General features: G+C 73.6%; 22 protein-coding genes and 1 pseudogene. 12 read left to right on the forward strand and 11 right to left on the reverse strand.

Features of this window, described 5'->3' with window-relative positions; translation table 11 throughout:
• Positions 1-12 precede the first annotated feature (12 nt).
• Positions 13-255, forward strand: coding sequence for a hypothetical protein (locus J421_RS31970; protein WP_025409849.1), 243 nt, complete (start codon positions 13-15; stop codon positions 253-255).
• A gap of 151 nt (positions 256-406) precedes the next feature.
• Here the strand turns inward: J421_RS31970 and J421_RS03840 are convergent, their stop codons facing one another.
• From J421_RS03840 to J421_RS03850, 3 genes are all read right to left on the reverse strand, one after another.
• The gene (locus tag J421_RS03840; protein ID WP_025409850.1) at positions 407-1,918 is read right to left on the reverse strand and encodes a M28 family metallopeptidase; all 1,512 of its coding nucleotides are present in this window, start codon (positions 1,916-1,918) and stop codon (positions 407-409) included.
• Positions 1,919-1,966: 48 nt separating this feature from the next.
• Entirely contained in the window at positions 1,967-2,566 is a 600-nt protein-coding gene (locus J421_RS03845) for an NADPH-dependent FMN reductase (protein WP_025409851.1), read from the reverse strand.
• Positions 2,567-2,636: 70 nt separating this feature from the next.
• On the reverse strand, positions 2,637-3,101 hold the full coding sequence (locus tag J421_RS03850; protein ID WP_025409852.1) for a MarR family winged helix-turn-helix transcriptional regulator: 465 nt from the start codon (positions 3,099-3,101) through the stop codon (positions 2,637-2,639).
• Positions 3,102-3,240: 139 nt separating this feature from the next.
• Between J421_RS03850 and J421_RS03855 the strand changes: the two genes are divergently transcribed.
• Together J421_RS03855 and J421_RS03860 are read left to right on the forward strand one after the other, a co-directional pair.
• Positions 3,241-3,972, forward strand: coding sequence for a polysaccharide deacetylase family protein (locus J421_RS03855; RefSeq protein WP_025409853.1), 732 nt, complete (start codon positions 3,241-3,243; stop codon positions 3,970-3,972).
• Positions 3,969-5,063, forward strand: a complete 1,095-nt coding sequence (locus J421_RS03860) for a lysylphosphatidylglycerol synthase transmembrane domain-containing protein (protein WP_025409854.1) — start codon at positions 3,969-3,971, stop codon at positions 5,061-5,063. The genes J421_RS03855 and J421_RS03860 overlap by 4 nt, the downstream gene beginning before the upstream one ends.
• A gap of 71 nt (positions 5,064-5,134) precedes the next feature.
• Here J421_RS03860 and ypfJ read toward each other — a convergent pair whose 3' ends face one another.
• Positions 5,135-6,004, reverse strand: coding sequence for a KPN_02809 family neutral zinc metallopeptidase (gene ypfJ, locus J421_RS03865; protein WP_025409855.1), 870 nt, complete (start codon positions 6,002-6,004; stop codon positions 5,135-5,137).
• Between the two features lie 159 nt (positions 6,005-6,163).
• Here ypfJ and J421_RS03870 point away from each other — a divergent pair, with 159 nt between their 5' ends.
• Positions 6,164-6,409 carry a hypothetical protein gene (locus tag J421_RS03870; RefSeq protein WP_148306142.1) on the forward strand — a complete coding sequence of 82 codons (246 nt, stop codon included), beginning with the start codon at positions 6,164-6,166 and terminating at the stop codon, positions 6,407-6,409.
• A 3-nt stretch (positions 6,410-6,412) separates the two neighbouring features.
• Here the strand turns inward: J421_RS03870 and J421_RS03875 are convergent, their stop codons facing one another.
• Entirely contained in the window at positions 6,413-7,654 is a 1,242-nt protein-coding gene (locus tag J421_RS03875) for a glycosyltransferase family 4 protein (protein WP_104022221.1), read from the reverse strand.
• Between the two features lie 104 nt (positions 7,655-7,758).
• Between J421_RS03875 and J421_RS03880 the strand changes: the two genes are divergently transcribed.
• Genes J421_RS03880 through msrA form a run of 3 tightly spaced genes read left to right on the forward strand, consistent with a single transcriptional unit; the run spans position 7,759 to position 9,382 of the window.
• Positions 7,759-8,388, forward strand: coding sequence for an HD domain-containing protein (locus tag J421_RS03880; RefSeq protein WP_025409858.1), 630 nt, complete (start codon positions 7,759-7,761; stop codon positions 8,386-8,388).
• Positions 8,385-8,834: an MOSC domain-containing protein gene (locus J421_RS03885; protein ID WP_025409859.1), complete on the forward strand. Its 450-nt coding sequence runs from the start codon at positions 8,385-8,387 to the stop codon at positions 8,832-8,834. Before J421_RS03880 ends, J421_RS03885 begins: the two co-directional genes overlap by 4 nt.
• A complete protein-coding gene (gene msrA / locus J421_RS03890) occupies positions 8,834-9,382 on the forward strand; it encodes a peptide-methionine (S)-S-oxide reductase MsrA (RefSeq protein ID WP_025409860.1) in 549 nt (182 codons plus the stop codon). Before J421_RS03885 ends, msrA begins: the two co-directional genes overlap by 1 nt.
• A gap of 8 nt (positions 9,383-9,390) precedes the next feature.
• Here the strand turns inward: msrA and J421_RS03895 are convergent, their stop codons facing one another.
• Entirely contained in the window at positions 9,391-11,415 is a 2,025-nt protein-coding gene (locus J421_RS03895; RefSeq protein WP_025409861.1) for a peptidylprolyl isomerase, read from the reverse strand.
• 265 nt (positions 11,416-11,680) lie between these two features.
• Positions 11,681-13,468, reverse strand: a complete 1,788-nt coding sequence (locus J421_RS03900; RefSeq protein ID WP_158508648.1) for a DUF4932 domain-containing protein — start codon at positions 13,466-13,468, stop codon at positions 11,681-11,683.
• A 128-nt stretch (positions 13,469-13,596) separates the two neighbouring features.
• Here J421_RS03900 and J421_RS03905 point away from each other — a divergent pair, with 128 nt between their 5' ends.
• Together J421_RS03905 and J421_RS03910 are read left to right on the forward strand one after the other, a co-directional pair.
• On the forward strand, positions 13,597-14,790 hold the full coding sequence (locus J421_RS03905) for a sensor histidine kinase (RefSeq protein ID WP_104022222.1): 1,194 nt from the start codon (positions 13,597-13,599) through the stop codon (positions 14,788-14,790).
• Positions 14,790-15,647, forward strand: a complete 858-nt coding sequence (locus J421_RS03910) for a LytR/AlgR family response regulator transcription factor (RefSeq protein WP_025409864.1) — start codon at positions 14,790-14,792, stop codon at positions 15,645-15,647. Before J421_RS03905 ends, J421_RS03910 begins: the two co-directional genes overlap by 1 nt.
• 112 nt (positions 15,648-15,759) lie before the next feature.
• Here the strand turns inward: J421_RS03910 and J421_RS03915 are convergent.
• Positions 15,760-17,334, reverse strand: a pseudogene (locus tag J421_RS03915) (PAS domain-containing sensor histidine kinase); the annotation flags it as partial.
• Between the two features lie 360 nt (positions 17,335-17,694).
• Between J421_RS03915 and J421_RS03920 the strand changes: the two are divergent.
• From J421_RS03920 to J421_RS03930, 3 genes are all read left to right on the forward strand, one after another.
• On the forward strand, positions 17,695-19,263 hold the full coding sequence (locus J421_RS03920; protein ID WP_025409866.1) for a tannase/feruloyl esterase family alpha/beta hydrolase: 1,569 nt from the start codon (positions 17,695-17,697) through the stop codon (positions 19,261-19,263).
• 16 nt (positions 19,264-19,279) lie between these two features.
• Positions 19,280-20,311 (forward strand): serine/threonine-protein kinase, encoded by a 1,032-nt coding sequence (locus J421_RS03925; RefSeq protein ID WP_025409867.1) that lies wholly within the window; start codon positions 19,280-19,282, stop codon positions 20,309-20,311.
• Positions 20,312-20,399: 88 nt separating this feature from the next.
• Positions 20,400-22,724 carry a S9 family peptidase gene (locus J421_RS03930; protein ID WP_025409868.1) on the forward strand — a complete coding sequence of 775 codons (2,325 nt, stop codon included), beginning with the start codon at positions 20,400-20,402 and terminating at the stop codon, positions 22,722-22,724.
• A gap of 3 nt (positions 22,725-22,727) precedes the next feature.
• On the opposite strand, the gene J421_RS03935 is transcribed toward J421_RS03930, so the two are convergent.
• From J421_RS03935 to J421_RS32575, 3 genes are all read right to left on the reverse strand, one after another.
• Positions 22,728-23,630 (reverse strand): PP2C family protein-serine/threonine phosphatase, encoded by a 903-nt coding sequence (locus tag J421_RS03935; protein ID WP_025409869.1) that lies wholly within the window; start codon positions 23,628-23,630, stop codon positions 22,728-22,730.
• A gap of 99 nt (positions 23,631-23,729) precedes the next feature.
• Positions 23,730-24,143, reverse strand: coding sequence for a type II toxin-antitoxin system VapC family toxin (locus J421_RS03940; protein ID WP_025409870.1), 414 nt, complete (start codon positions 24,141-24,143; stop codon positions 23,730-23,732).
• A complete protein-coding gene (locus J421_RS32575) occupies positions 24,133-24,450 on the reverse strand; it encodes a hypothetical protein (protein ID WP_025409871.1) in 318 nt (105 codons plus the stop codon). Before J421_RS32575 ends, J421_RS03940 begins: the two co-directional genes overlap by 11 nt.
• Positions 24,451-24,517 lie beyond the last annotated feature (67 nt).

Below are 24,517 nucleotides of genomic sequence, written 5' to 3' on the forward strand. Positions count from 1 at the left end.
TCCCCCCAAGCCATGGCCGACCGATCCAATTCGCCAGGTCCCGACGGCTCCGAGCGCCCGGCGAGCGAGCGCCGTCAGAACCTCGCCCTGCGTGAGCTGATCGATGAGATGATGGCGTCCATCCGCCACGCGACGCAGGGCAACCTCTGGACGTCCGAGGAGCGCACGCAGTACGAGCGGGAGCTCGCCATGATCATGGCCCGCGTCCGCAACGAGGCGGTCGGCTCGAAGGATCCCGCCCGGTCGGGGAGCTGACGAGGACAGCAGGGCAAGAGGGCAGGAGGGCACGAGGGCAGGAGAGATTCCGATTCTCTCCTGCCCTCGTGCCCTCTTGCCCTCTTGCCCTCTTGCCCTCTTGCCCTCTTGCCCTCCTGCCCTCCTGCCCTCCTGCCCTCCTGCCCTCTCCTTACCGCTCCAGCCGGAACCCCGGGTCCACCGCCGGCCGCGCTCCGCGCTCCGCCACCGCCCACCCCGTGGCGTACATCCACCGCGTCATCCGCGCGAGCTTCGGCACGTCGATGCGCGACGGCTCGTCGCGCGGCGTGTGATAGTCGGCGTGCAGCAGGGTGCTGAACATCAGTGACGGGATCCCGGCGCGCGCGTACGGCAGGTGGTCGCTGCGGAAGTACCATCCCTCGGGATGCGTCGGGCGGTCCCAGATCGTGTCCAGCTTGAATCCGGTGACGCGGGCGTTCGCGTCCAGCGCGATCTGCGCCAGCTCGGCGGAGTTGCGGTGCGGCGGCTGCACACCGAGCAGCGCGGCGCTGTCGGGGGCGTTGCGGCCGATCATGTCGCCGTTCAGCACCGCGACGATGCGCTCGCGCGGCACCGTGGGGTGCGCGGCGTACCAGCGGGAGCCGAGCAGCCCGCGCTCCTCGGCGCCGTGCCACACGAACAGCGCAGCGCGCCGTCCGGGCGCCTTCACGAACGCGCGCCCGATCGCGAGCATCGCGACGCTCACCGTGGCGTTGTCGTCGGCGCCGTTCCAGATCGAGTCGCCGGCGATCGTGTTGCGCACGCCGTCGTGGTCGTGGTGGCCGCTGAACAGCACGTACTCGCCGCCGAGCCGGTTGTCGCGCCCCGGCGCCACCGCGACCACGTTCGCCGACGGGTAGACGAAGCTCTCCGCGCGCAGCGTGAGCGCGAGCCGGCCGGCGCGGGCGACGCGGTCGCGCATCGCGTTAGGCGCCCACAGCACCGGTGCACGCGCGGGCACGCGGGCGGCGCCCGTCGTGTCGACGTTGAACGTCCCGCGCCGGTTCTGCACGGCGAGCGTCGGGAAGACGTCGTTCGCCGAGTCGTCGGCGACGAGCAGCACCGCGGCGGCGCCCGCGGCGGTGAGCGCGGCCGCGCGCTCGCGGATCGCGAGCCCGCCGTAGCGCCACGGACGGAGGCTGATCCACGACACCGGCGGCCGCGCCGGCGGGACGATCATCGCCGCCACCGCCTTGCCGCGCAGGTCGAGCCGGCGGAGCGAGTCGGCGCCGGCGGTGCCGACCCAGACGAGCGACAGGTCGAGCGTCGTGTCGACGGCGGCGGTGATCGACACGTCGCGCCAGAGCACGAGCGGCGCTCCGTCGAGCAGCACGCGCGACTCGTCGGACGGGCGCACGCGGCGCATCGGCCACCACTGGAAGTACGTGCCGTCGTCGCCGGCCGGCCGCAGCCCGGCCTCGCGGGCGCGCTCGGCCACCCACGCCGCGGCGCGCAGCTCGTCGGGCGTCCCCGCCTCGCGGCCGCGCATCGAGTCGGACGCCATCGCGAACAGGTCGCGCCGGAGATCCGATTCCGTGATGGCACTCATGCCGGGCACGTCGCCGGTCGTGTTGCCGACGTTCACGCTGACGTGGCAGGCGGCGAGCGTCGCGAGCACGAGCGATGACGCGAGCCCGGTGATGACCGGATGAACGTTAGGCATGGGACGTCGATTCGAGGCGTGTGATCGAACGCCTCGAAGTGTAGCGCGTCACGCCGCCGCTGACGCCGGTCGCCCGACCTGCCGGATCCACGTCGAGAACTGGGCGAGGAACGCCGCCAGGAACTGGCGCGTCGGCTCGTGCACGAGCTCTCCCGCCGCGTCGAACTTCTCGGCCACCATCGCCACCGACACGCCGGGGTGCGGGAGGACGTGGGCGAGCGTCGACATCAGCACGAGCTTCAGCTGCTGCTGCGCGCGGGCGGCGCCGAGCGCGCCGGGGGAGGCGCCCATGATCGCGACCGGCTTGCCGGCGAGCGGCGACCGCATCGCGGGACGCGACACCCAATCGATCGCGTTCTGGAGCACGCCGGGGACGCTGTGATTGAACTCCGGCGTCGAGAACAGCACGCCGTCCGCGTCGGCGACGAGCTGCTTCAGGCGGCCCACGGCGGCCGGACGCGTCTCGTCCGTGTCCTGGTCGCCGTCGTAGAGCGGCACGTCGGCCAGGTCCACGATGTCGATGCGCACACCGGATGGGGCGAGCGCCTGCGCCGCCTCCAGCAGCCGGCGGTTCCACGAGCCGTGCCTCAGGCTTCCCGCGATCGCCACGATCCGCAGCGGCGCCGCGGCGCCGGTCGTCTCCGTCATCCGATGCTCCATTGACTCCGTGCTCGGCTGTATGTGTTGCAACAGATATATGGGCAAAAAAAGGGCGCGCTCAGCGCGCCCGCACCTCGTCGAGCGCGTCGATCAGCCCGTCGACCAGCTCCGGGGCGACGTCGCCGAAGAAGCGCCGCTCGAGCGCGTCGAGCACCGGGGCCACGTCGTCGATCACCCGCAGCCCCGCCGCGGTGATGCGGGCGATGACGTGCCGGCGGTCGTCGGAGTCGCGCGTGCGGTTGATGAGCCCCGCCTCCTCCATGCGCTCCAGCAGGCGCGGGATGTCGGGCACCCGGGTGATCATGCGCTCCCCGACCTCGCGGCCGCACAGCCCCGCGTCGCCGGCGCCGCGCAGGATGCGCAGCACGTTGTACTGCGTGCCGGTGATCCCGAACGGTCGCAGCGCTTCCTGCTGCGCGTGCTCGATGATGGCCGCCGTGCGCAGCAGCCCCAGCGTCGCCTCGCTCGCGCGCGACGGGAACGGCTTGGTCTGCTTCAGCTCGACTTGGAGGCGACTGGTCATGGCATGAAATATATCTGTTACAACAGCAATCTGCAACCCGCGCCGCGGGCGGCTTCCTGCGAACCCGGCGGTGCGCGATGATTCACGCTTCATACGAATGCGTCAACCCACGCGGCACCCCACGCGGCACCCCCCGGCCATGCGGCGCGCTCCGGATGTCTGCTTCACCGTCGACTACGAGCCGGACTGCCCGCCGTACATGACGGACACGTTCCGCGGCGTCGAGGAGGCGACCGGGCCGTTGCTTGCCCTGCTCCGCGAGGAGGGGGTGCCGGCGACGTTCTTCAGCACCGGCGTCGTCGCGGAACGGTACCCCGATCGCATCGACGCGATCGTCGCCGGCGGCCACGAGCTCGGCTGCCACGGCCACACGCATCGCAAGTTCCCGGACCTGCGGCCGGACGAGGCACGTGAGGAGATCGAGACGTCGGCCGCGGTGCTCCGCCGGCACGCGCCGGTGACGTCGTTCCGCGCCCCGAACCTCGTCTTCCCCGACGGCTACCTCCGCTTCCTCGCCGACGCCGGGTTCACGCTCGACTCGTCGCAGGCGCGGTACAAGGCGGCGTACTGGCGGCGCGACCGCCGCGCCGTGCCGCCCCCTCCGCTCACGCGCGTCCCGGCGTCGGTGACGTCGTCGGTGCTTCGACTGCCGCGGCCGCTCCGCGAGGCCTACCTCCGTGCGCTCGACGGGCCGCTGGTGCTGTTCGTGCACCCGTGGGAGTTCGTGGACCTCCGTCACACCGATCTGCGGCTCGACTGCCGCTTCGCGACGGGCGAGACCGCGCTCCGCCGGGTGCGCGCCGTGCTGCGCTTCCTCGCCGGGCGCGGCGCGCGGTTCACGACCATGCGGGCGCTCGCCGAGGCGGCATGACCGTCGCCGCCGCCCCGGCCCCGACCCCCGCGCCGCCACCGCGCGGGAACCTGCTGCAGCGGCTCTCGCCGGCGGCGAAGCGGTGGATCGCGCTCGGCACGTGGGTCGTCGCCACAGCGCTCATCGCCGTGGCGTTCCACGCCATCGGCTGGCAGCGCACGGTGCACGCGCTGCGGCAGGCGAGCGTGCCGTGGCTCGCCGCCGCGGCCCTCTCCAATCTCTCGATCCTCGTCCTGTGGGCGTGGCAGTCGCTCGTGTTCCTCCCCGACGACTGCCGCGTGTCGTTCGGCCGCATGTTCGAGGTCACCGCGCTCACGACGACGGCGACGAACACGGCGCCCGCATTCCTCGGCCAGGCGGCGGGAGTGGGGCTGCTGGCCGAGCGCGGCGGCGTCGGGATGGCGGTCGCGCTCTCCGTGCTCGCGCAGCATCAGATGGTCGAGGGGATCGCCAAGCTCGCGATGCTGTTCGTCGCCGCGCACGTGGCGCCGCTGCCGCGGTGGATGCACGACGCGCTCGTCGGCATGACGATCGGCGTCGTGGTGCTGATCGTGGTGCTCGTCGTCTCGGCGGTGAGCTCGTCGCGGCGCATGCGCGCGCGCACGGTCGTGTCGGAGACGCACGGGGCGCCGGAGCACGAGCGGCGCGTGAGGCCGCGGGCCAACCGCCTGGCGCGGCTGCGCACGTTCCTCGAGAACTGGGCGGCGAGCCTCGTGTCGCTTCGCTCGCCGGGGCGCTTCGCGTTAGGCCTGCTGATCGCGCTCCTGATGAAGCTCGCCGAGGCCGGTGGCTGGTTCGCGGTCGAGCGCGCGTTCGGCGTGTCGCCGGCGGCCGGGAGCCCGTTCCTGGCGCTCGCCGCGGTGAACATCGCCTCGGCGGCGAGCGCGTCGCCGGGCAACCTCGGCGTGTACGAGGCGGCCGGGTTCTTCGTCTACACCTACCTGCACGTGCCGCGCGACGTCGCGTTCGCGCTCAGTGTCGCGGGGCACCTGTGCTACCTGCTGCCGCTCGCCGGCTGCGGATGGCTGCTGCTGTCGTGGGAGGAGATCCGGGGGCTCCTCGTCAGGCGGCGCTCGTCGGCGGCTGCGTAGCTGCGTAGCTGCGTAGCTGCGTAGCTGCGTGGACTGTCCGTCACGCAGCCACGCAGCCACGCAGCGGCAGTTCAGGTTCCGGAGAACGTGTCGCACGACTTCACGTCGCCGGAGTCGAAGCCGCGCTTGAACCACGCCGAGCGCTGCGCCGCGGTGCCGTGCGTGAACGTGTCGGGGTTCACCGAGCCGCGCGCCGCGCGCTGCAGCCGGTCGTCGCCGACGGCGGAGGCGGCGGCGAGCGCTTCGTCGATGTCGCCGGGCTCGATCACGTTCTGGTCGGACTTCGCCCACACGCCGGCGTAGCAGTCCGCCTGCAGCTCGAGGCGCACCGAGGCCGCGTTCTTCAGATCGGGGCGCGACTGCTGGAGCTGCTGCACCTTCTCGTCGGTGCCTAACAGATGCTGCACGTGGTGCCCCAACTCGTGCGCGATCACGTACGCCTGCGCGAAGTCGCCGGGCGCGCCGAAGCGCTGCCGGAGCTCGTCGTAGAAGCTCAGATCGATGTAGACCTTCTGGTCCATCGGGCAGTAGAATGGACCGACCGACGACGGCGCGGTGCCGCAGCCCGTGCGCACGGCGTCGCGGTACAGCACGAGCTTCGCGTCCTGGTACTGGCGTCCGGTCTCCTGCGGCAGGATGCGGTGCCACGTGTTCTGGACGCTGTCGAGCACGGCCGAGGTGAAGTCCACGGCGCGCTCCTCTTCGGGGGTGGACCGGACCGGTCCGACCTCCCCGCCGGAGGCCGTGGTCTGGTCGGGGTACGCGGCGCCCCCGCCGTCCGAGCCGCCGATGAAGTCGCGGCCGAAGATGAGGCTCAGGATCAGCAGGATCACGGTGCCGCCGATGCCCATCCCGCGGCCGAATCCGAATCCGCCGCCGCCGGCGCTCATGCCGCGCCGGTCTTCCAGGTTCGAGCTCCGTCCGCCGGCGCTCCAGCGCATATGTCGCTCCCTCTCGTGTCTCGGTGTGTGAGCCCGGCCACGGGCCGGGGCCAGCAAAAAGGCACGAACCGAGCCGCGAGTCGGCAGGCACGGGGGTCGCATCGCCTGAGGTTCGCGTCGCGCGTCACCGAAGACCCACCAACCGCAGGGAGGCTTCGCATGTCCCACAATCGATTGGAGCCGCTCGCCGACGGCTTCGTGGCGTTCCACACCGAGCAGGGCGAGCGGTGGCGGCACAAGGACATGTCCCCCGCTCGCGCGGGCCCCGGCTACCGGCTGTTCATCAACGAGGCGGGCGAGGAGCGGCGCTACGAGTTCGGGGAGCACGAGTCGCACGACGCCACCGTCCTCGACCTCCGCGACCAGCTCGCGCGCGCCAAGCCGGCGCCCGCCGGGGCGGCCTGAGACTCAGCCCAGGCGACCCGCTGCCCGAGCCCGACGCGGCGCGGGTCGCACCTGGGGAATCGGCAGCCCGCGCATCGCGATCGCCTCGGCGTACAGGGCCTCGTGGCGGGCGAGGACGGCGTCCCACGTCTCCGCCGGGATGGTGCTGCGATTGTGGCGCGTGATGGCGCGGCGCAGCTGCTCGTCCGTCGCGAGTCGGACGATCTGCGCGGCCATGTCCGCGTCGTCCTCCGCGAGCAGGCCCTCGCGCTCGTGGCGCACGAATCCCGCGACCCCGGCGCGCCGCATGGCCACGACGGGCAGCCCGGCGCACCGCGCCTCGAGCGCGGCGATGCCGAACGATTCCAGCACCGACGGCAGCACGAACAGATCGCTCGCGGCGTACAGCGCCCGTAACGCGGCACGAGGGCGCCACCCCAGCAGCTCCACCACGTTCTCCAGCCCCGCGCGGCGGATCTGCCGCTCGACGATCGATCGCGCCGGCCCGTCGCCGGCGATGCGGAACCGCACCCGCAGCCCCGGCGGGAGCTCGGCCACCACTCGCTCGGCGATGCCGACGAGCGCGCGCGGGCGCTTCCGGTGGGCGAGGCGCATGACCGACGCGACGTGGACCACGCCGGGCTCGCGATCCGCCGGCGACGGGCTCCGCGGCGGCACCGCCCAGACCTGCGGCCGGATGGCGTTCGGCAGCACCCGCACGTCGAGCGCGGGGGCGAGCTCGCGGATCTCGTCCGCGACGAGCGGGCTGACGGCCGAGTACAGTACCGGCCAGCGCGACCATCCGACGAACCGGTCGACGGCCGAGAGCACGCGGGCCGAGCGCGCGAGCACCGAGTGGTGGGTGACGACGCAGGGAAGCCCCAGCGCCTGGGCGCGGTACGCGGCGGCGAACGCGAGTGGGGAGAGGACACTCGTGTGGCAATGCACCACGTCGTAGCCGCCGGCGGCGAGCGCGGCGCCGACCGCGTCGCGGATCCCGGGTCCGCAGGCGATCTCGACGCGCGGGAGCAGGGGCACGTCGAGCCGCACCACGCGGACGCCGGCCGGCGAGCGGAGCGCCGCACCCCCGCGCACGTCGACGCGGGAGCCGGTGCGCCGTCCGGCCGCCGTCGTGACGATGTCCACCGCGTGGCCGGCGCTCGCGAGCTGGCGCGCGAGGTCCGAGACGTGGGTCTCGATGCCGCCGACGCGGGGGAGATACCAGTCGCACACGAGCGCCACGCGCAGCGGGCGGTTCCGTCTCAAGCAGTGCTCCTCGTACTGGCGTGGCGACTGACGACCTCTCGGCGGGCGCTCTATCTTGCCCTCTCTGGACGGGCGCCGGAAGCGCCTGCCGAGCGACCTCTCCCATGACTACCGTTCTTACCCCGCACGAGGCCGGCCAGCGCCTGGAGCGGCAGCTCGCCTTCGTCCGCGAGATCGACCGGCTGAAGGGGGTGCTGCGCCGCACCACGCTCCACGACGGCTCGCGCCCGGAGAACAGCGCCGAGCACTCGTGGCACCTCGCGGCGATGGCGCTCGTGCTCAGCGAGTACGCGCCGTCGGGCGCGGAGGTGTCGCGCGCCGTGCAGATGTGTCTGGTGCACGACGTCGTGGAGATCGACGCGGGCGACACGTTCGCGTACGACACCGCGGGCTACGTCGACAAGGCGGAGCGGGAGCAGGCCGCCGCCGCGCGGGTGTTCGGCCTCCTGCCGACCGACCAGGGGATCGCGCTGCGGGCGCTGTGGGACGAGTTCGAGGAGGGGGAGACGCCGACGGCGCGGTTCGCGAACGCGCTCGACCGGCTGCAGCCGTTGCTCGCGAACCTCGCGACGGGGGGCGGGAGCTGGCAGGCGGCGGGGGTGACGCGGAGCCGCGTGGAGCGGCGCATGGGTCCGATCGAGCGCGGCTGCCCGAACCTCTGGCCGTGGGTCTGCGCGGCGATCGAGCGGGCGACGCGCGAGGGGTTGATCCGCGACGACGCGATCGGGGTATGAGTGGCCGCGTCGAGGGCATCTGGCTCAAGCGGATGCGCCGCGGGCCGATGGATGCGGTGGCCGAGGCCAGTCTGGTGGCCGGGCGCGGGCTCGTCGGGAACGCGAACCAGGGCGGCAAGCGGCAGGTCACGCTCATCGAGCGCGAGGCCTGGGACGCGATGATGCGCGAGCTCGGCGCCGCGCTGCCGCCGACGACGCGCCGCGCGAACGTGATGGTGAGCGGCTTCCCGCTCGCGCGGTCGCGCGGCCGGGTGCTCCGCGTCGGCGGCTGTCGTCTCCGCGTCTATGGGGAGACGAAGCCGTGCGAGCGGATGGAGGAGGCGCTTCCGGGGCTGCGCGCGACGATGTTCCCGGAATGGCGCGGCGGCGCGTTCGCCGAGGTGCTCGACGACGGAACCATCCGGGTGGGGGACGACATTCAGTGGGAGGACGGGGAGGAGGAGTGATGGAGACCGAGACGAACGCGAGAGAGGTCGCCACGTTCGGCGGCGGCTGCTTCTGGTGCACCGAGGCGGTGTTCAAGGAGCTGCGCGGCGTGGAGAAGGTGGAATCGGGGTACGCCGGCGGCACGGTGCCCGACCCGAGCTACGAGGCGGTGTGCAGCGGGCGTACGGGGCACGCCGAGGTGGTGCAGGTGACGTACGACCCGAGCGTGGTGTCGTATCGCGACCTGCTGGAGGTGTTCTTCGCGACGCACGACCCGACGACGCTGAACCGGCAGGGCGCCGACGTGGGCACGCAGTACCGGTCGACGGTGCTGTACCGCGACGAGGCGCAACGGCGCGTGGCCGAGGAGGTCATCGCGGAGCTGCAGCGCGACGGCGCGTTCCGGGACCCGGTCGTCACGACGCTGGAGCCGCTCGACCGGTTCTACGCGGCGGAGCGGTACCACCAGGACTACTACGCGCGCAACGGCCGGCAGCCGTACTGCCAGGTGGTGATCGCGCCGAAGCTGGCGAAGTTCCGCCAGAAGTTCGCGACGCTGCGCGCCTAACGAACGGCCTAACGCACCGTCGCGCGTCGGACGCGCGCGCCTTCCTGCATGCGGTCGAGGATCTCCATGCCGGAGACGACCTCGCCGAGGATCGTGTAGTTGTGATCCAGCTCGAAGACGTCGCCGACGTCGATGAAGATCTGGCCGTCGCCGGTGTCGCGGCCGCGCGTGGAGAGGCCGACGGCACCGCGGCGGTTGGGGCGCGCGAGCTCGTCGCGCGTGTACGGGCCCCAGCCGGCGTACTCGTTCGCGCCGGGGCTGAGCCCCTGCACGAAGCGCGGCGCGACGACGCGGTGGAACGTCAGGCCGTCGAGCCGGCCGTCGCGGGCGAGGCGCGCGAACCGCGCCGTGTTCGTCGGCGCGTCGTCGGGGAAGAGGCGGATCACGATCGTCCCGCCGTCCGCCATCTCCAGCGTCACGCGCGCCCGGGCGAGCGCGGCCCGCTCGGCGGCGTCGGGCACCGGCGCGCGGGCGAGCGGCACGGGCGCCGGTGTGGGACGGCGGCCGGTCCACGCACCGATCGCGTCGGCCGCGCGCGCCGCGACGAGCGTGTCGAAGTCGGCGACGTAGCGCGCGATGCGCCTAACGGTCGACGAGTCGCCGAGCTCACGCGCGCGCTCGAGCAGCGCGACCCGCGCATCGCGCGACGTCTCGCTGCGCGCCGCGCTCACGCGGTCGAGCGCGTCGAGCAGCGCCGGCAGCGCGCGCGGGTCGCGGCTCCGCTCCAGCGCCTTCGCCGCGGTCTGCAGCTGCTGTGAGTCGGCGCCGCCGAGCGCGGCGACGTAGACGTCGTCGGCCGCGTGGCCCAGCGTCTCGGAGAGCCCGGCGAGCGCGGCGGTGCGCACGTTCGCGTGCGCATCGGCGGCCAGGCGGCGCAGCGCGGTGGTGTCGCGCACCCGCGCCGCCGCGCGCGCCGCATAGTCGCGCACGAAGAAGTCCGTGCTCCGCTCGAACGCGCCGAGTCGCGCGCGGGCGCGCACGGGATCGAGCGCCGCGAGCGCGACGAGCGCGTGTGCCGGCGCGTGCCACGAGCCAGACCCACCGAGCGATCCGGCCACCCGGTCGAGCAGCGCGACGGCCGAGTCGACGCCGGCGCACGCGGTGCCTAACGCATCGAGGGCCTGCAGCCGCACCGTGAGGTCGAGGTCGGCCGCCGCGGCGAGGTAGGGCGCGCAGCCGCGTCGCCCGGCGAATCGCCGCGCGAACGCGCCGACGGCGAACGTGCGCACCGGCGCCGCCGGATCGGCGAGCGCGCGACGTGCGATCCGCTCCGCGGCGGTGCTGTCGCGCATCGTCGCGACCGCGCGCGCCGCGACGGTGCGGACCGCGGGCGCGTCGTCGTCGAGCGCGGTCGCCAGCACCGACTCCGGCGCCTGCTGCGCGGCGACGAGCGCCAGCGCCGCGAGCTCGCGGGTCTCGACGTCGTCGCGGCCACTGCTGGCGCGGCGCCGCGAGACGAGCGCCGACAGCCGCGCGACGGCGGACGCGGGAAGCGCGCCGCGCGCCGCCGGCTGCCGCGCGAGCCCGTACAGTCCGCGCGCCGCGCCGTGCGCCGCGCGCTCGTCGGAGCGCGCGGCCAGCGCGTCGGCCGCGGCGCGCACGCTGGCCGTGTCGGCGACCGCGATCCATCCCGCGGCCTCGGCGAGCGACGCCGATGCGCTGGGGTCGCGCTCGGCGGCGAGATGCGCGAGCACGGCCGCGCGCGCCGCGGGCGCGTCGCCGTGCGCGGTGGCCGCGATCAGCGCCTCGGCCGCCGCCGCGCGCACGCCGGCGTCGCGGTCGTCGAGCGCGGCGACGAGATCGGGGACGAGCGCGTCGCGCTCCAAGCGTCCGAGCGCGCGCGCGGCGACGCGTCGTACGACAGGCGACGCGTCGCGCAGCCCGGCACGCAGCAGCGCGAGCTGCGCGGGCGTCGCGGCGCGCGCGTCCTCGGCGTCGACGAGCGCGTCGAGCGTCGAACGCGGCTGGGCAGCGGCGGGGGCGGCGAGGAGGAGGGCGAGCGCGGCGGCGCGGAGGCGGGACGGGAGGGGCATGAGGAATTGATACGGCGGGACGGTCGACCGCGGGATCGGCGTGCGTTCAGAAGGGATCCGATCGGCGTTCGATTGGTACGGCGGTCCTTCGCGCGCATAGCACCTTGGGCGAAGGGGGGGGAGCCCCCCTGGGACCTAGGTACGCGCCGGCAGTGGATCGTCCCGCAGTGGATCGTCCCGCAGTGAATCGTCCCGCAGTGGATCGTCCCGCCGTCGCTCGTCCCGCCGTCGGTCGTCCCGCCGTCGGTCGTCCCGCCGTTCCGCGCTACGGCTGCCGCCCCACCACCCCACTCGTATCCACCCCCATCGTCGGCACGAACCGCCGCCGCCCCCCCTCCACCGTGTACGTGCCGCGCGTCAGCACGCGCGTCCCGTCCACCACCGCATAGTCGGAGCTGAAGATCCACCATCCCCGCGCCAGCTCGTCCACGCGCTGCCCCACGGTCACGATCAGCGCGCGCCGGGCATCGAGGGGGCTCGGCTGCGCGCCGACGAAGACGAGTCCCTCGCCGCGGTACGCCGAGTCGGTGACGATCCGCTCGCGGTCCACGGCGACCGGCAGCTCCGCGGCGTGCGCGCGCAGCCACGCGTTGCCGTCGAGCGTGCCGATCGCCCACAGCGTCCAGCCGCGGAAGTCGCGCGCGAGCGCCTCGCGGTCGGTGACGATCGTCGCGTGTCGCACGAAGCGGTCGCGCATGCGCTCCACGTGCGCGCGCAGCGAGTCCTGCAGCGCGGCGTCGCGTTCCTCCGTCGGCAGGATGATGAGCACCGAGTCCGGCGCCGCCGCGATGAGCGCGTGCGCCATGCCCGCGTCGAACGGCGGGTCGCTCAGCTCGTCCCGATGCGGCGACGCGGCCGCGCGGTCGAGCATGGCGACGACGCGGCGCATCGCGCCGGGCCACCACCGCGCGTCGTGCGCCGAGACGTTAGGCGCGGTCCCGTTAGGCGGCGCGTCGGGGCGCCGCGCGGTCCGCAGCGTCGCCGCCACCGAGTCGACGAAGGAGAAGCCGAGCGTGCGTTGCTCGCGCAGCTCGTCGCGCTCGGCCGCGTCGCCCGCCGCGTCGCCGCGCATCTCGGCCACCGCGGCGCGCACGACGGTCTCCGTCACCGCACCGGGCCACGACGCGACGTGGTCGGCGCGCCAGAGTCGCGCGCGCACCGGGGCGAGCAACGTGCGCGACCGCGCCAGCGACGACGCCGCGCCGTACACCGCGGAGTTCACGTGCTGGTGCGCGAACTCGTGCAGCACCACGCGCTCGATCGACCACCCGGTGCGGAACACCGGATCACCGCCGTCGCGCCCGCCCGCGGGGCCGACGTACGCCGTGAGCGTCGCGCGCGGCCCCGCGCGCACGCCGGGGGGCGCGACGCCGAGCCGCGGCACGAGCGGCATGAGCACCAGCTCGTACGCGGCCGACGACAGACCGAAGAACCGCGCCACGCGCGTCGGCGCCGTGGCGAGCACGCTGTCGGCGAGCACCCGGTCGCACAGCGTGCGATACAGCGCCGCGTGCTCCCGGTAGAAGTCCATGAAGCTCGTGCGGCGCGCGAAGTCGCGGGCCGCCGCGACGAGCGCGCGGATCGTGTCCGCCGAGACCGATACCGGGCCGTCGCCGACGGCGTAGATCGGCGGCCGCTCGACGAGCCCTGGCGGCGGGCCGACGCGCGCCGCGACCTGCGCCACGAAGTCCTCGAGGCCGCGGTCGGCGATGGCGGCGGCGCGGCGCACCGCGAGGTGGTCGGCGTACGGCCCGAACCGGTCCAGCGCCTCGCGCGCGTACGCGTGGGCGAGCGGCGGGCGGTCGCCGCGCGGACCGGCGAGCGTCGTGAGCACCGACAGCAGCTCGACCGCCGGGTCTACACGGCAGGTCAGCGTGGCGGCGGGCCGGGGCGGCGCGTCCTGTCCGAGCGCGATGCGCGCGGCGCCCACGTACCCGCAGCACGCGGCGAACGCGCAGAGCGCGGCGACGCGCAGCGGTCGCCCGAGGCTGCGAAGGGAACTGCGGGGAAAGGAGAGGAAACCGCTCGTCACCGCGCGCCGGCGTCTCGTCACCCGACGCGGCGCATCACCCGTGCACGCCACGTCGTACCGTAGCATCTTGCGCCGCCGACCGTCGCCGCGCCACGGCATGGTGATCGTCGTTCGATGTCGCCGCTCCCCCGCCCGCGTCTCGCTTCACGATGTCCCACCCCGCGTCCACGACCCTCGCCGCTTCCCCGCCCCGGCAGCTCGCCGCCGTGGCCGCCGCGAGCCGCGCGGCGCAGGCGGCGCGTCCCGCGTTCGGGCGGGGGTGGCGGCGGTACGGGCTCGCCTTCGCGGGGTGGACGCTCGCCGGCGTGGTGCTCATGCAGCAGGCACGCCTCACCGGCGGCGGGCAGGAGGCGGGATGGGTGATCAAGATGTTCGTGGACATGTGGATCTGGGCGCTGTTCACGCCCGCCATCATGGACCTCGGACGCGACTACCCGGTGGACCGCGCGCGGTGGGTGAGCCGGGGGCTGCTGCACGTGGCGTCGGCGCTGGCGTTCGCGCTGCTCGACGCCGTGCTGATGTGGAGCCTCCAGCCGTACCTCGGCGGGAGCGCGCCGCAGCTCGGCCTCGCCACCGAGTTCGCGCGGCGGCTGTTCGCGAACGAGGCGAGCTATCTGGTGCTCGTGGCGATCGGCATCGCCGCGCGCCACGCGGAGGAGGCGCGCGACCGGCAGCTCGCCGCGGCGGCGCTCGCCACGGAGCTCGCCGACGCGAAGCTCGCCGCGCTCAACGCACAGCTGCGCCCGCACTTCCTGTTCAACACGCTGAACGCGATCGCGGAGCTCGTGCACGTCGACGCGCAGGCGGCGGACCGCACGGTGACGGCGCTCGGCGGGCTGCTCCGCCGCTCGCTCGCCGCCGGCGACCGGCAGGAGGTGCCGCTGCGCGAGGAGCTGGCGTGCGTGGACGAGTACCTCGCGATCGTCGCCACGCGGCTCGACGAGCGTCTGACGGTGTCGACCGCGATCGCGCCGGACGTGCTCGACGCGAAGGTGCCGTCGTTCCTGCTGCAGCCGCTCGTGGAGAACGCGGTGCGCCACGGCGTCGAGCGGACGGCCGACGGCGGCCGCGTGGAGATCGCCGCGTGGCGCGACGGCGAGTGGCTGCGCGTCGAGGTGCGCGACGACGGCGCGGGGCTGCGGCACACGTCCAACGGGCCTAACGGGCCTAACGGCCCGAACGGCGCGCGCCCGGGCGGCGTGGGGCTCCGCACGACGCGCGAGCGGCTGCGGCACCTCTACGGCGACGCGCAGGCGTTCGAGCTGCGCGCGGCGAGCGCCGACGGCGGCCGGCGCGGCGCGGTCGCGGCGGTGCGTCTTCCCTTCTCACCGACGGTGTCCTGATGATCTCGGCTCCCGTGGACGTCACGGCCAGCGTGCCCGCGGCGGCGACCGCCGCGCGGACGCACGCGGCGCTGCGCGTGCTCGTGGTCGACGACGAGCGCCTCGCGCGCCAGCGGCTGCGCCGTCTGCTCGGCGCCGTGCCGGGCGTCACCGTGATCGCCGAAGCCAGCTCCGGCGGCGAGGCGCTCGATCTCGTGCCGCGGCTCGCGCCCGACCTGCTGCTGCTCGACGTGCAGATGCCGGAGCTCGACGGCTTCGGGGTCTTGGCGCGGCTGGCCGACGTGGCGCGGCAGGCGCCCAACGTCGCGCCGCCGCTCGTCGTGTTCGTGACGGCGTTCGACGAGTACGCGGTGCGCGCGTTCGAGGTGCACGCGGTGGACTACGTGCTGAAGCCGGTCGACCCCGCGCGGCTCGTCGCGGCGGTGGAGCGCGCCCGCGAGACGCGACGCACCGCGGCGCTCGCCGACGCGCACGTGCGGCTGCTCGCGCTCGCGACGTCGCTCGCGCCGGGCGCCGACGCGCCGCCCGCCGCGGACCCGATGGCCGACCGCATCTACGTGAAGGACCGCGGCAAGGGGATCTTCGTGCGCATCCCCGACATCGACTACGTCGAGGCGCTCGGCAACTACGCGCGCATCCACGCAGCGGGGAGCCGCCACATGCTGCGCGAGAAGATGGCGGTGCTCGAGCAGCGGCTGGCCCCGCACGGCTTCGCGCGCGTGCACCGCTCGGCGATCGTGAACCTCGACCGGGTGCGCGAGGTGGTGCCGCGCCGCACGGGCGACCACGTCGTGGTGCTCACCGGCGGCGTCCGCCTGAAGCTGAGCCGCTCGTACCGGGACCGCATCCCGAAGTGACAGGGCAGGAGGGCAGGAGGGCGCGCGAAACGCGAGGGCAGGAGAGCTATCGGCTCTCCTGCCCTCTCGCCCTCCTGCCCTCCTGCCCTGTTCGTTAGGCGCGCGGCAGCGTGAGCTCGAACGCCGAGCCCCGCCCTTCCACGGAGCGCACGGTGAGATCGCCGCGCATGGCGCGCGCGAGCTCGCGGCTGATGGCGAGGCCGAGCCCCGTGCCCTCGGTGGGGCGGGCGAGGCTGCGGCCGACCTGCACGAACGGCTCGAAGATGGCCTCGAGCTTGTCCGCCGGGATGCCGACGCCGGTGTCGCGCACGGCGATCGTCACCACGCCGTCGTGCGCCTCGCAGCCGACCGATACGTTGCCGTCGGGCAGCGTGAACTTCACGGCGTTCGACAGCAGGTTGAGGAGGATCTGCTCCACCTTCGCGCGGTCGGCATGCACGCGCAGCGTGCGCGGGCACGGCTCGAGGCCGAAGTGGATCGCCTTCAGGCTCGCCTGCGGCTCGATCATCGGCACCACGTCGTCGAGCATGTCCGCCACCGGCACGTCGACGAGGTCGTACGTCAGCTGCCCGGCGTCGAGCCGCGCGAAGTTCAGGATGTCGTTGATGATGCCTAACAGGTGGCGCTGGCTGCGGCGGATCCGCTCCACGTCGTCGGTCTGCGCGCCGTTCAGCGCGCCCCGCACGCCGAGCGCGAGGAGCTCCGCGTAGCCGCCGATGGCGTTCAGCGGCGTGCGCAGCTCGTGGCTCATCGCGCGCAGGAAGTCGAGCTTCGCGCGGTTCGCCTCCTCCGCCTCGCGGTTGCGGCGCTCGAGCTCCTCGGTCTGCTCGCGCAGCCGGTCGGCGAGCGTGCGCAGCTCCGACGCCTGGGCCTCCGCCGCGCTGCGCGCCGCCTCCTCGGCGGCGATGCGGCGCGCGGCGGCGAGCGCGCGCTCGCCGGCCTCGCGCCGCTCCGTGAGGTCGCGCGTCACCTTCGCGAAGCCGATGAGCGCTCCCTCGTGGTTCTCCACCGGCGTGACGACGACGCTCGCCCAGAAGCGCGAGCCGTCCTTGCGAAGCCGCCACGCTTCCTCCTCGAATCGCCGCTCGCGCGCCGCGATCTCGAGCTCGCGCTCCGGCTTGCCGGCGGCGACGTCCTCGGCCGGGTAGAGCGTGGCGAGCGGCTGGCCGACGATCTCCGCCGCCGTGTAGCCCATGACGCGCTCGGCCCCCTCGTTCCAGCTCGCGATGCGGCCGTCCGGGTCGAGCATGATGATGCCGTAATCGCGCACCGCCTCGACGAGGAGCCGGAAGTGCTCCTCGCTGACGCGCAGCGCCTCCTCCGCCCGGCGCCGATCGGTCAGGTCGCGCGTGACCTTCGCGAAGCCGACCAGCTGCCCCGTCGCGTCGCGCAGCGCGGTGATGACGACGTTCGCCCAGAACTGCGTGCCGTCCTTCCGCACGCGCCATCCTTCGTCCTCGAACCGCCCCTCGCGGCCCGCGACCTCGAGCTCCTTCCACGGGAACCGCTCGTCGATCTTCTCCTGGGGATAGAAGATCGAGAAGTGCTTGCCGAGGATCTCGTGCGCCTTGTAGCCTTTGAACCGCTCCGCGCCGGGGTTCCAGCTCAGGACGTGCCCCTGCGGGTCGAGCGCGAAGATGGCGTAGTCGCGGACGCTCTCGACGAGGAGCCGATAGAGGTCCGACAGCCCCGACGGGGTCGCGGAGAGCCCGCCGGGCGCGTTCTTCTCGCCGGAGGCGTTCGGGTCGGCGGACTGCGGCGGGGCGTCGTTCACGTCGATGGCGGGCGACGGCGGGTGAAGCTCTTACCCTATCGGAGGGATCCCCCGAGCGCTAGCGGCGGAGCCCGATCGAGCGCCGCACGGAACGAGCCAGGGCAGGAGGGCAGGAGGGCAGGAGGGCAGGAGCATTCGCCTCTCGTGCCCTCCTGCCCTCCTGGCCTCTTGCCCTTCGATTCGCCCTCCTGCCCTCCTGCCCTCGCTCGCAGTACCTTCGGCGCGAGCGCGCCCCTCGGCGATCGTTAGGCGCGCGGCCAAGCCCGCGTCCGCATGCGCCTGACCGTCACGCCTCTCATCGGACTCGCTCTCACCGCGGCGCTCGCCGCACCCTCCGCCGCGCAGCAGGCACAGGGGGGCGCGGACACGCTGCGCGCGCCGGCCGGCGGCTGCACCGGCCTGCGCGCGCTCCGCCTCCCCGACGTGCGCCTCACCGCGGTCGACGACGTGCGCGCGCCGAGCCGCGACGACGACGCGCGCGTGCCGCACTGCCGGGTCGCCGGCGTCGTCGGCAAGGCGATCCGGTTCGTCGTCGTGCTCCCGGACGCGTGGACGGGGCGACTGTACATGGGCGGCAACGGTGGATTCGCCGGCTCGCTCAACCGCGGCGCGCTCGCGACCGCGAACCAGGGCTACGTCGCGGTCACGACCGACACCGGCCACGACGACGACGGCGGCAGCGCGCGATGGGCGCTGAACGACGTGGAGCGGCAGCTCGACTACGCGTACGTCGGCGTGCACCGCACCGTGGAGGTCGCGAAGGTGCTCGCGAAGGCGTACTACGGCGTGGAGCCGCGCTACGCCTACTTCGCCGGCTGCTCCAACGGCGGGCGGCAGGCGCTCATGGAGGTACAGCGCTACCCGGACGACTTCGACGGCGTCATCGCCGGCGCGCCCGCCGCGCAGTTCACGCGCATCGGGATCTCGTTCGTGAAGAACCTCCAGGCGACGTATCCCACGCCGCGCACGTTCCGCACGCCGGTCGTGACGCAGGCGAGCCTCGACCTGCTGTCGCGCAAGGTGCTCGACGCGTGCGACGCGATCGACGGCGTCACCGACGGCGTCATCGACGATCCGCGCGACTGCCACTTCGCGGTCGCGTCGATCAAGGCCTGCCCGTCGGACCGCGCGGCGCCCGACTGCCTCACGCGGGCACAGCGCGCGGCGATCGTCACGATCTACGCGCCGACCACCGACGCGCGCGGCGCCGTGATCTATCCCGGACAGCCGTTCGGCGGCGAGGCGTTCGCCGAGGGATGGCCGGCGTGGATCACGGGCAGCGACACCGCGCTGATCCGGTCGCTCGGCGCGCCGAACGCGCAGGCGATGTTCGCGATCCAGGGCGCGCGCTACCTCACGTTCGGCGACTCGACGTGGGACTACAGCCGCTACGACCGCGCGCGCATGCTCGCCGACACGCGTCGCACGGCGTCGTTCCTCGACGCGGTGGATCCCGACCTGTCGCGCTTCGCCGCGCGGAAGGGGAAGCTGCTGCTCTACCACGGATGGGCCGATCCCGCGCTCAACCCGCTCGCCACGATCGACTACTACGACCAGGTGCGCGCGCGCGACCCGGCGGCGCCGGACTACGCGCGGCTGTTCCTCATGCCGGGCGTGCTCCACTGCGCCGGCGGCGCGGGGCCCGACCAGGCGCCGTGGCTGCGCACCGTCGTGGACTGGGTGGAGCACGGGCGCGCGCCGGAGCGCATCGTGGCGGTCAAGCGCGACACCACGGGCCGCGTGACGCGCTCGCGGCCGCTGTGCGCCTACCCGCAGCGCGCCGTGTACACGGGCTCGGGCAGCACGGACGCGGAAGCGAGCTTCGCGTGCCGCGCGCGTTAGGCACCGTGGAGGGCGCGTGACGAGCTTCCGCGCGCAGCTGCGCGACCGCTTGCAGGAGGCGCTCGGCGAGCGCTACACGGTCGACCGCGAGCTGCGCGGCGCGGGGATGTCGCGCGTGTTCGTCGCCACCGAGACGACGCTCGGCCGCTCCGTCGTCGTGAAGGTGCTGCCGCCGGAGATGAGCGGAGGGCTGAGCGGCGCGCGCTTCCGCCGCGAGGTGCAGCTCATCGCCCAGCTGCGCCACCCGCACGTCGTGCCGCTGCTCACGGCCGGCGAGCACCGGCGGCTGCTCTACTACACGATGCCGCTCGTCGAGGGCGAGTCGCTGCGCGCGCGCATCGACCGCGAGGGGGCGTTCCCGCTGACGCCGGCCGTGAAGCTGCTGCGCGAGATCGCCGACGCGCTCGCGTACGCGCACGGCCGCGGCATCGTGCACCGCGACCTCAAGCCGGACAACATCCTCATCGCCGACGGGCACGCGCACGTCGTGGACTTCGGCATCGCGAAGGCCGTCGCCGCGTCGCACGACGGCGGCGCGTCGGAGGGGCGGCCGTTCACGTCGGCGGGCGTGGCGTTGGGCACCCCGTCGTACATGTCGCCCGAGCAGGCGGCCGCGGACCCGAGCGTGGACCACCGCGCGGATCTCTACGCGCTCGGCGTGCTCGCCTACGAGATCCTCGCCGGCCGCCACCCGTTCGCCGGCCGGGCGCCGCAGGCGATGCTCGCCGCGCACGTCACCGAGAAGCCGGAGCCGGTCGCGCGGCGTCGCGCGGATCTGCCTAACGCGCTCGCCGCGCTCGTCGGCCGGCTCCTCGAGAAGCGCCCGACCGATCGCCCGCAGTCGGCGGCGGAGGTGATCCAGGCGCTCGACGCGATCCCGCTCGGCGCGACGCAGGAAGCCCCCGCCGCGTCGGCCGCCGCGCCGAGTGCGGCCACCGCGCCGGAGCGCGCGGCGGCCGGGGGCGTCGGGCCGTGGCTGGTCGTCGCGCTGTGTGTCGCGACGCTCGCGCTCGGCCTCGCGCTCGGTCTCTGGTTCGGGCGGCGCTGAGCGCGCGCCGCCGCCCTGCTGGAAGGCGCCCGTGCGCGCCCGTAGCTTCTCGGAGTCCGGGAACGTCATCCCCTCTTCGAGAACACCCATGCAGCTCCGCATCCCGCTCCTCCTCGCCGTCGCCGCGTCGTCGTTAGGCGCGCAGGCCAAGCGCCCGATGACCTGGCTCGACGTGCAGCAGATCCGCCAGGTGGGCGGCGCCGCGCCGAGCCCCGACGGCCGCTGGGTGCTCTACACGGTGTCGTTCCCGGACTGGCAGAACGCGCGGCGGCAGAGCGACGTGTTCGTGGTGAGCGCCGAGCAGGGGCTGTCGTCGACGCGGCAGCTCACGTTCACGAAGGACAAGAACGAGACGAACCCGACCTGGTCGCGCGACGGCTCGTTCTTCGTCTTCGCGTCCGACCGGGACGCGCCGGCCGCGACGCCTAACGCGACACCGAACGCGGCACCCACGCCCGGCCCCGGCGCGGCCGGCGGCCGCAACCAGCTCTACCTCATGCACCCCGACGGCGGCGAGGCCCGACGGATCACCGACGCGCGCGACGGCGTGTCGACGTTCGCGTTCAGCAAGGACGGCCGCTGGCTCGCCTACCGCAGCGGGCGCGCGGGCGAGGAGCAGCTCTACCGGCTCCCGGTTGCCGCGCTCGTGTCGGGGGGCGGCGCGGTGGTCGACTCGCTGCGCGCCGAGCAGCTCACGCGCCAGCCGGCGGGAGTCGGGCTGTGGCGGTGGGCGCCGGACTCGAAGCGCATCTACTTCGTCACCGCCGACACGGTGGACCTCGACGAGAAGCTGCGCCGCGAGAAGCGGTTCACGGTGAGCGTGCGCAACATGGCGGTGCCGCCGTCGAGCCTGTGGGCGATCGACCTCGACCCGTCGCGCGTCACGCGGCTCACGCGCGACACGACGTTCTCGGTGGCGTCGTTCACGATCTCCGACGACGGCAAGTGGGTCGGCTTCCGCGGCGCGTCGGCGAACCGCTACGAGCGCAACATCACCGAGGAGAACGACTACGCCGACAACTGGCTGCTCGAGGTCGCGACGGGCCGCATGGAGCGCCTCACGAACAATCGCGAGGTCGGCGAGAGCGCGCCGAGCTTCTCCCCCGACGGGCAGTGGGTGGCGTTCGCCGCGCCCGACGACCTCACGCGCTACTCGCTGAACGACACGCGCGTGTACCTGCGCCGCGTCGACGACCGCGGCGGGCAGTGGCGCAAGCTCGGCACCGACTACGACGGCGACGTGAGCGTCGACTTCTGGGCGCCCGACTCGAAGACGATCTACTTCAACGACGGCGTGCGGGCGACGAACCAGCTCCTCGCGCTCGACGTCGCGAAGGGGACGGTGCGCCAGGTCACGCGCGAGAGCGCCTCCGTCCGCGTCACGCGCGACGAGGACTCGAAGCGCGTACTCGTCACCTACGCCGACCCGTCGACGCCGAACGTGCTGTTCGCCGTCCCGCCGCTCGACCAGATCGGCAACCGCGCGGCGTGGAAGCAGCTCACGGACGCGAACCCGCAGGTGCGGGGCTTCGCGTTAGGCGAGGAGCGCGAGATCGGGTGGCGGTCGAAGGACGGCACGCACGTCGGCGGGCTGCTCGTCACGCCGGTGGGCTACCAGCCGGGCACGCGCTACCCGCTCATCGTCGCGATCCACGGCGGCCCGGCCGGCGCCGACGTCCTGTCGTTCAACCCGTGCTACGGCGCGCAGGTCTACGCCGGCGCCGGATACGCGGTGCTCTGCCCGAACTACCGCGGGTCGACGAACTACGGGCAGGCGTTCAAGACCGGGATCGTCGGCAACTACTTCGACCCCGGCTACCAGGACATCATGGCCGGTGTCGACTCGCTCATCGCCGCCGGCGTCGTCGACGCGGACCGGATGGGGGTGCTCGGCTGGAGCGCGGGCGGCCACTGGTCCAACTGGATCCTCACGCACACCGACCGGTTCAAGGCGATCAGCACCGGCGCCGGCACGGCGAACTGGATCTCGATGTTCGCCGAGAGCGACATGCAGCGCGTGCGGCAGTTCTACCTCGGCGACAAGCTGCCGTACGAGGATTTCGACGCGTACTGGAACCAATCGCCGCTGAAGTACATCAAGAACGCGAAGACGCCGACGATGATCCACGTCGTCGAGGGGGACCCGCGCGTGCCGCGGCCGCAGAGCGAGGAGCTGCACATGGCGCTCAAGCGGCTCGGCGTTCCCACCGAGTTCTACGTCTACCCGGGGAGCACGCACGGCATCCCGGACCCGCGCAACCAGCTCTTCAAGTCCACGGTGGAGATGGCGTGGATGGACTACTGGGTGCGCGGCAGCGGGAAGCGGTTCGCGTGGCGCGACGTGCTGAAGACCGTGGAGGACGAGGCGAACCGCGCCGCCGACCGCCGCGCCGCGACGTCCGAGCAGCGCTGACGCTCAGGGGTCGTTCGGCTGCCGCAGCGCGCGACCGATGACGAGCGTGACGTTGTCGGTCCCGCCGCGGTCGAGCGCGAGCTGGAGCAGGTCGCGGCACGCCTGCTCGGCGGAGGTCATGCGTTCGAGGTGGGCGGCGATCTCGTCGTCGCGGACGTGCTTCGTGAGGCCGTCGCTGCAGACGAGGACGACGCTGCCGCGCTGGCGGATGTCGACGCGTGTGACCTCGGGCGCCGCCTCCGCGGCGCCGATCGCGCTCGACAGCACGTGGCTCAGCGGCGACTGCTGCGCGCGCTCGGCGGGGAGCACGCCGCGGTCGACGAGGTCCTGCGCGAGCGTCTGGTCGCGCGTGACCTGGCGCAGCGCGCCGTCCTGGAAGAGGTAGCACCGGCTGTCGCCGACCTGCACGACGTAGAGCCACGGCCACACGACGACGCCTAACGAGAGTGTCGTCGCCATCTCCTGCCCGTCGAGCGCGTTCTGCGCCTCGGCGCGCACGACCTCGTGCGCCTCGATCGCCGCGTCGCGCAGCTCGGCGACGAACTCGCCCTCCGTGGGCGAGCCCGCGGTGTGGTAGCGCCGCAGGCTGTGCGACACGTACCGCGTCACGGCCTCGGTCGTGAGCTGGCTCGCGAGGCGCCCCGCCGCGCTCCCCGCCACGCCGTCCGCGACGAGCATGATCGTGGCGAGCCGCTGGCCGCGCAGCGAGAGCGCGCGTGGATCGGGGAGGCTCGTGCCGTGCACCACGACCTGCGGGTGCACGGTGCACAGGAGGAACTGGTCCTGGTTCTCCGACCGCACGCGCCCGGGGTGCGTGAGGCCGTGGAGATCGAGCTCCTCGTCGCGCGGGCGCTGGTCGAACGTGCCGGTGGCGTCGGCGGTGGTGAACGGCGCGGCGACTCTCATACGCGACTCCACGAAGTGCGGTCGGGCGGCGGACCTCCCCAAGACGATGCGCCCGGGCGTGGAGGGCGCGCAAGTGAGCGGGGACGGGCGGTCAGGCGCTCACGCCGGGAGCACGCGGAATCCCGCGATCGCGAAGTGGTGATCGAGCGTCAGCGCCTCCTCGATCCCGCGCTGTCGCATCACGGCGAAGCTTACCGCGTCGGTGAGCGAGAGGTCCTGGTCGGCGTAGCGCTCGAGCCAGTCTCGGCGGGCGGCGACTTCGAGCTCGCGCGTGCTGTGGACGACGACATCCGTCGAACGATCGATTCCGCGCAGGGCGGCGAGTGCTGTCCGACGTCCTTCGCGTCGCAGCAGCAGCGCGTGGCTCTCCACCACCACGAGGTTCGTGGTCACGAGACGACGCCGCTGACCGAGCAGCGCGCGATACGGCCCGACCACGGCGTCGTGCGCGGGATTCTTCTGGTCGAGGATCGGATACCACGCACTCGTGTCGACGAAGAGCTCACCGGGCACGGCGACGTCTCCCGGGCTTGTCGGGCTCCGCGCGCGGCAGCGTTCTCGACGTGTGCCAACTCCGCTCCTCCATGTCGGCGAGGTACCGATCGTGATCGCGGGCGGGATCGAGCCCGGAGGGATCAGGGTACGGCGCCCCGTCCTTGATCATTCCGATCAGCCTCAGCGCGGGGTGGTCCCGGGGATCGCCCAACTCACGCTCCAGCGCCAGCAGCCCGCGACGCAGCACCTCGGACTTCGTCGCCTTCAGGTGCTCCGCCAGCTCCGCGAGCCGTGCCTGCTCCTCGGGGCCGAGGTAGACCTGCACGGGACTGGCTTCGCTCACGCGTCGCGGCGGCACGTTGCATCCTCATGAAATAGTGACCCATTTTCAT

The organism is Gemmatirosa kalamazoonensis, from assembly GCF_000522985.1.
Taxonomy (GTDB): Bacteria; Gemmatimonadota; Gemmatimonadetes; order Gemmatimonadales; family Gemmatimonadaceae; genus Gemmatirosa; species Gemmatirosa kalamazoonensis.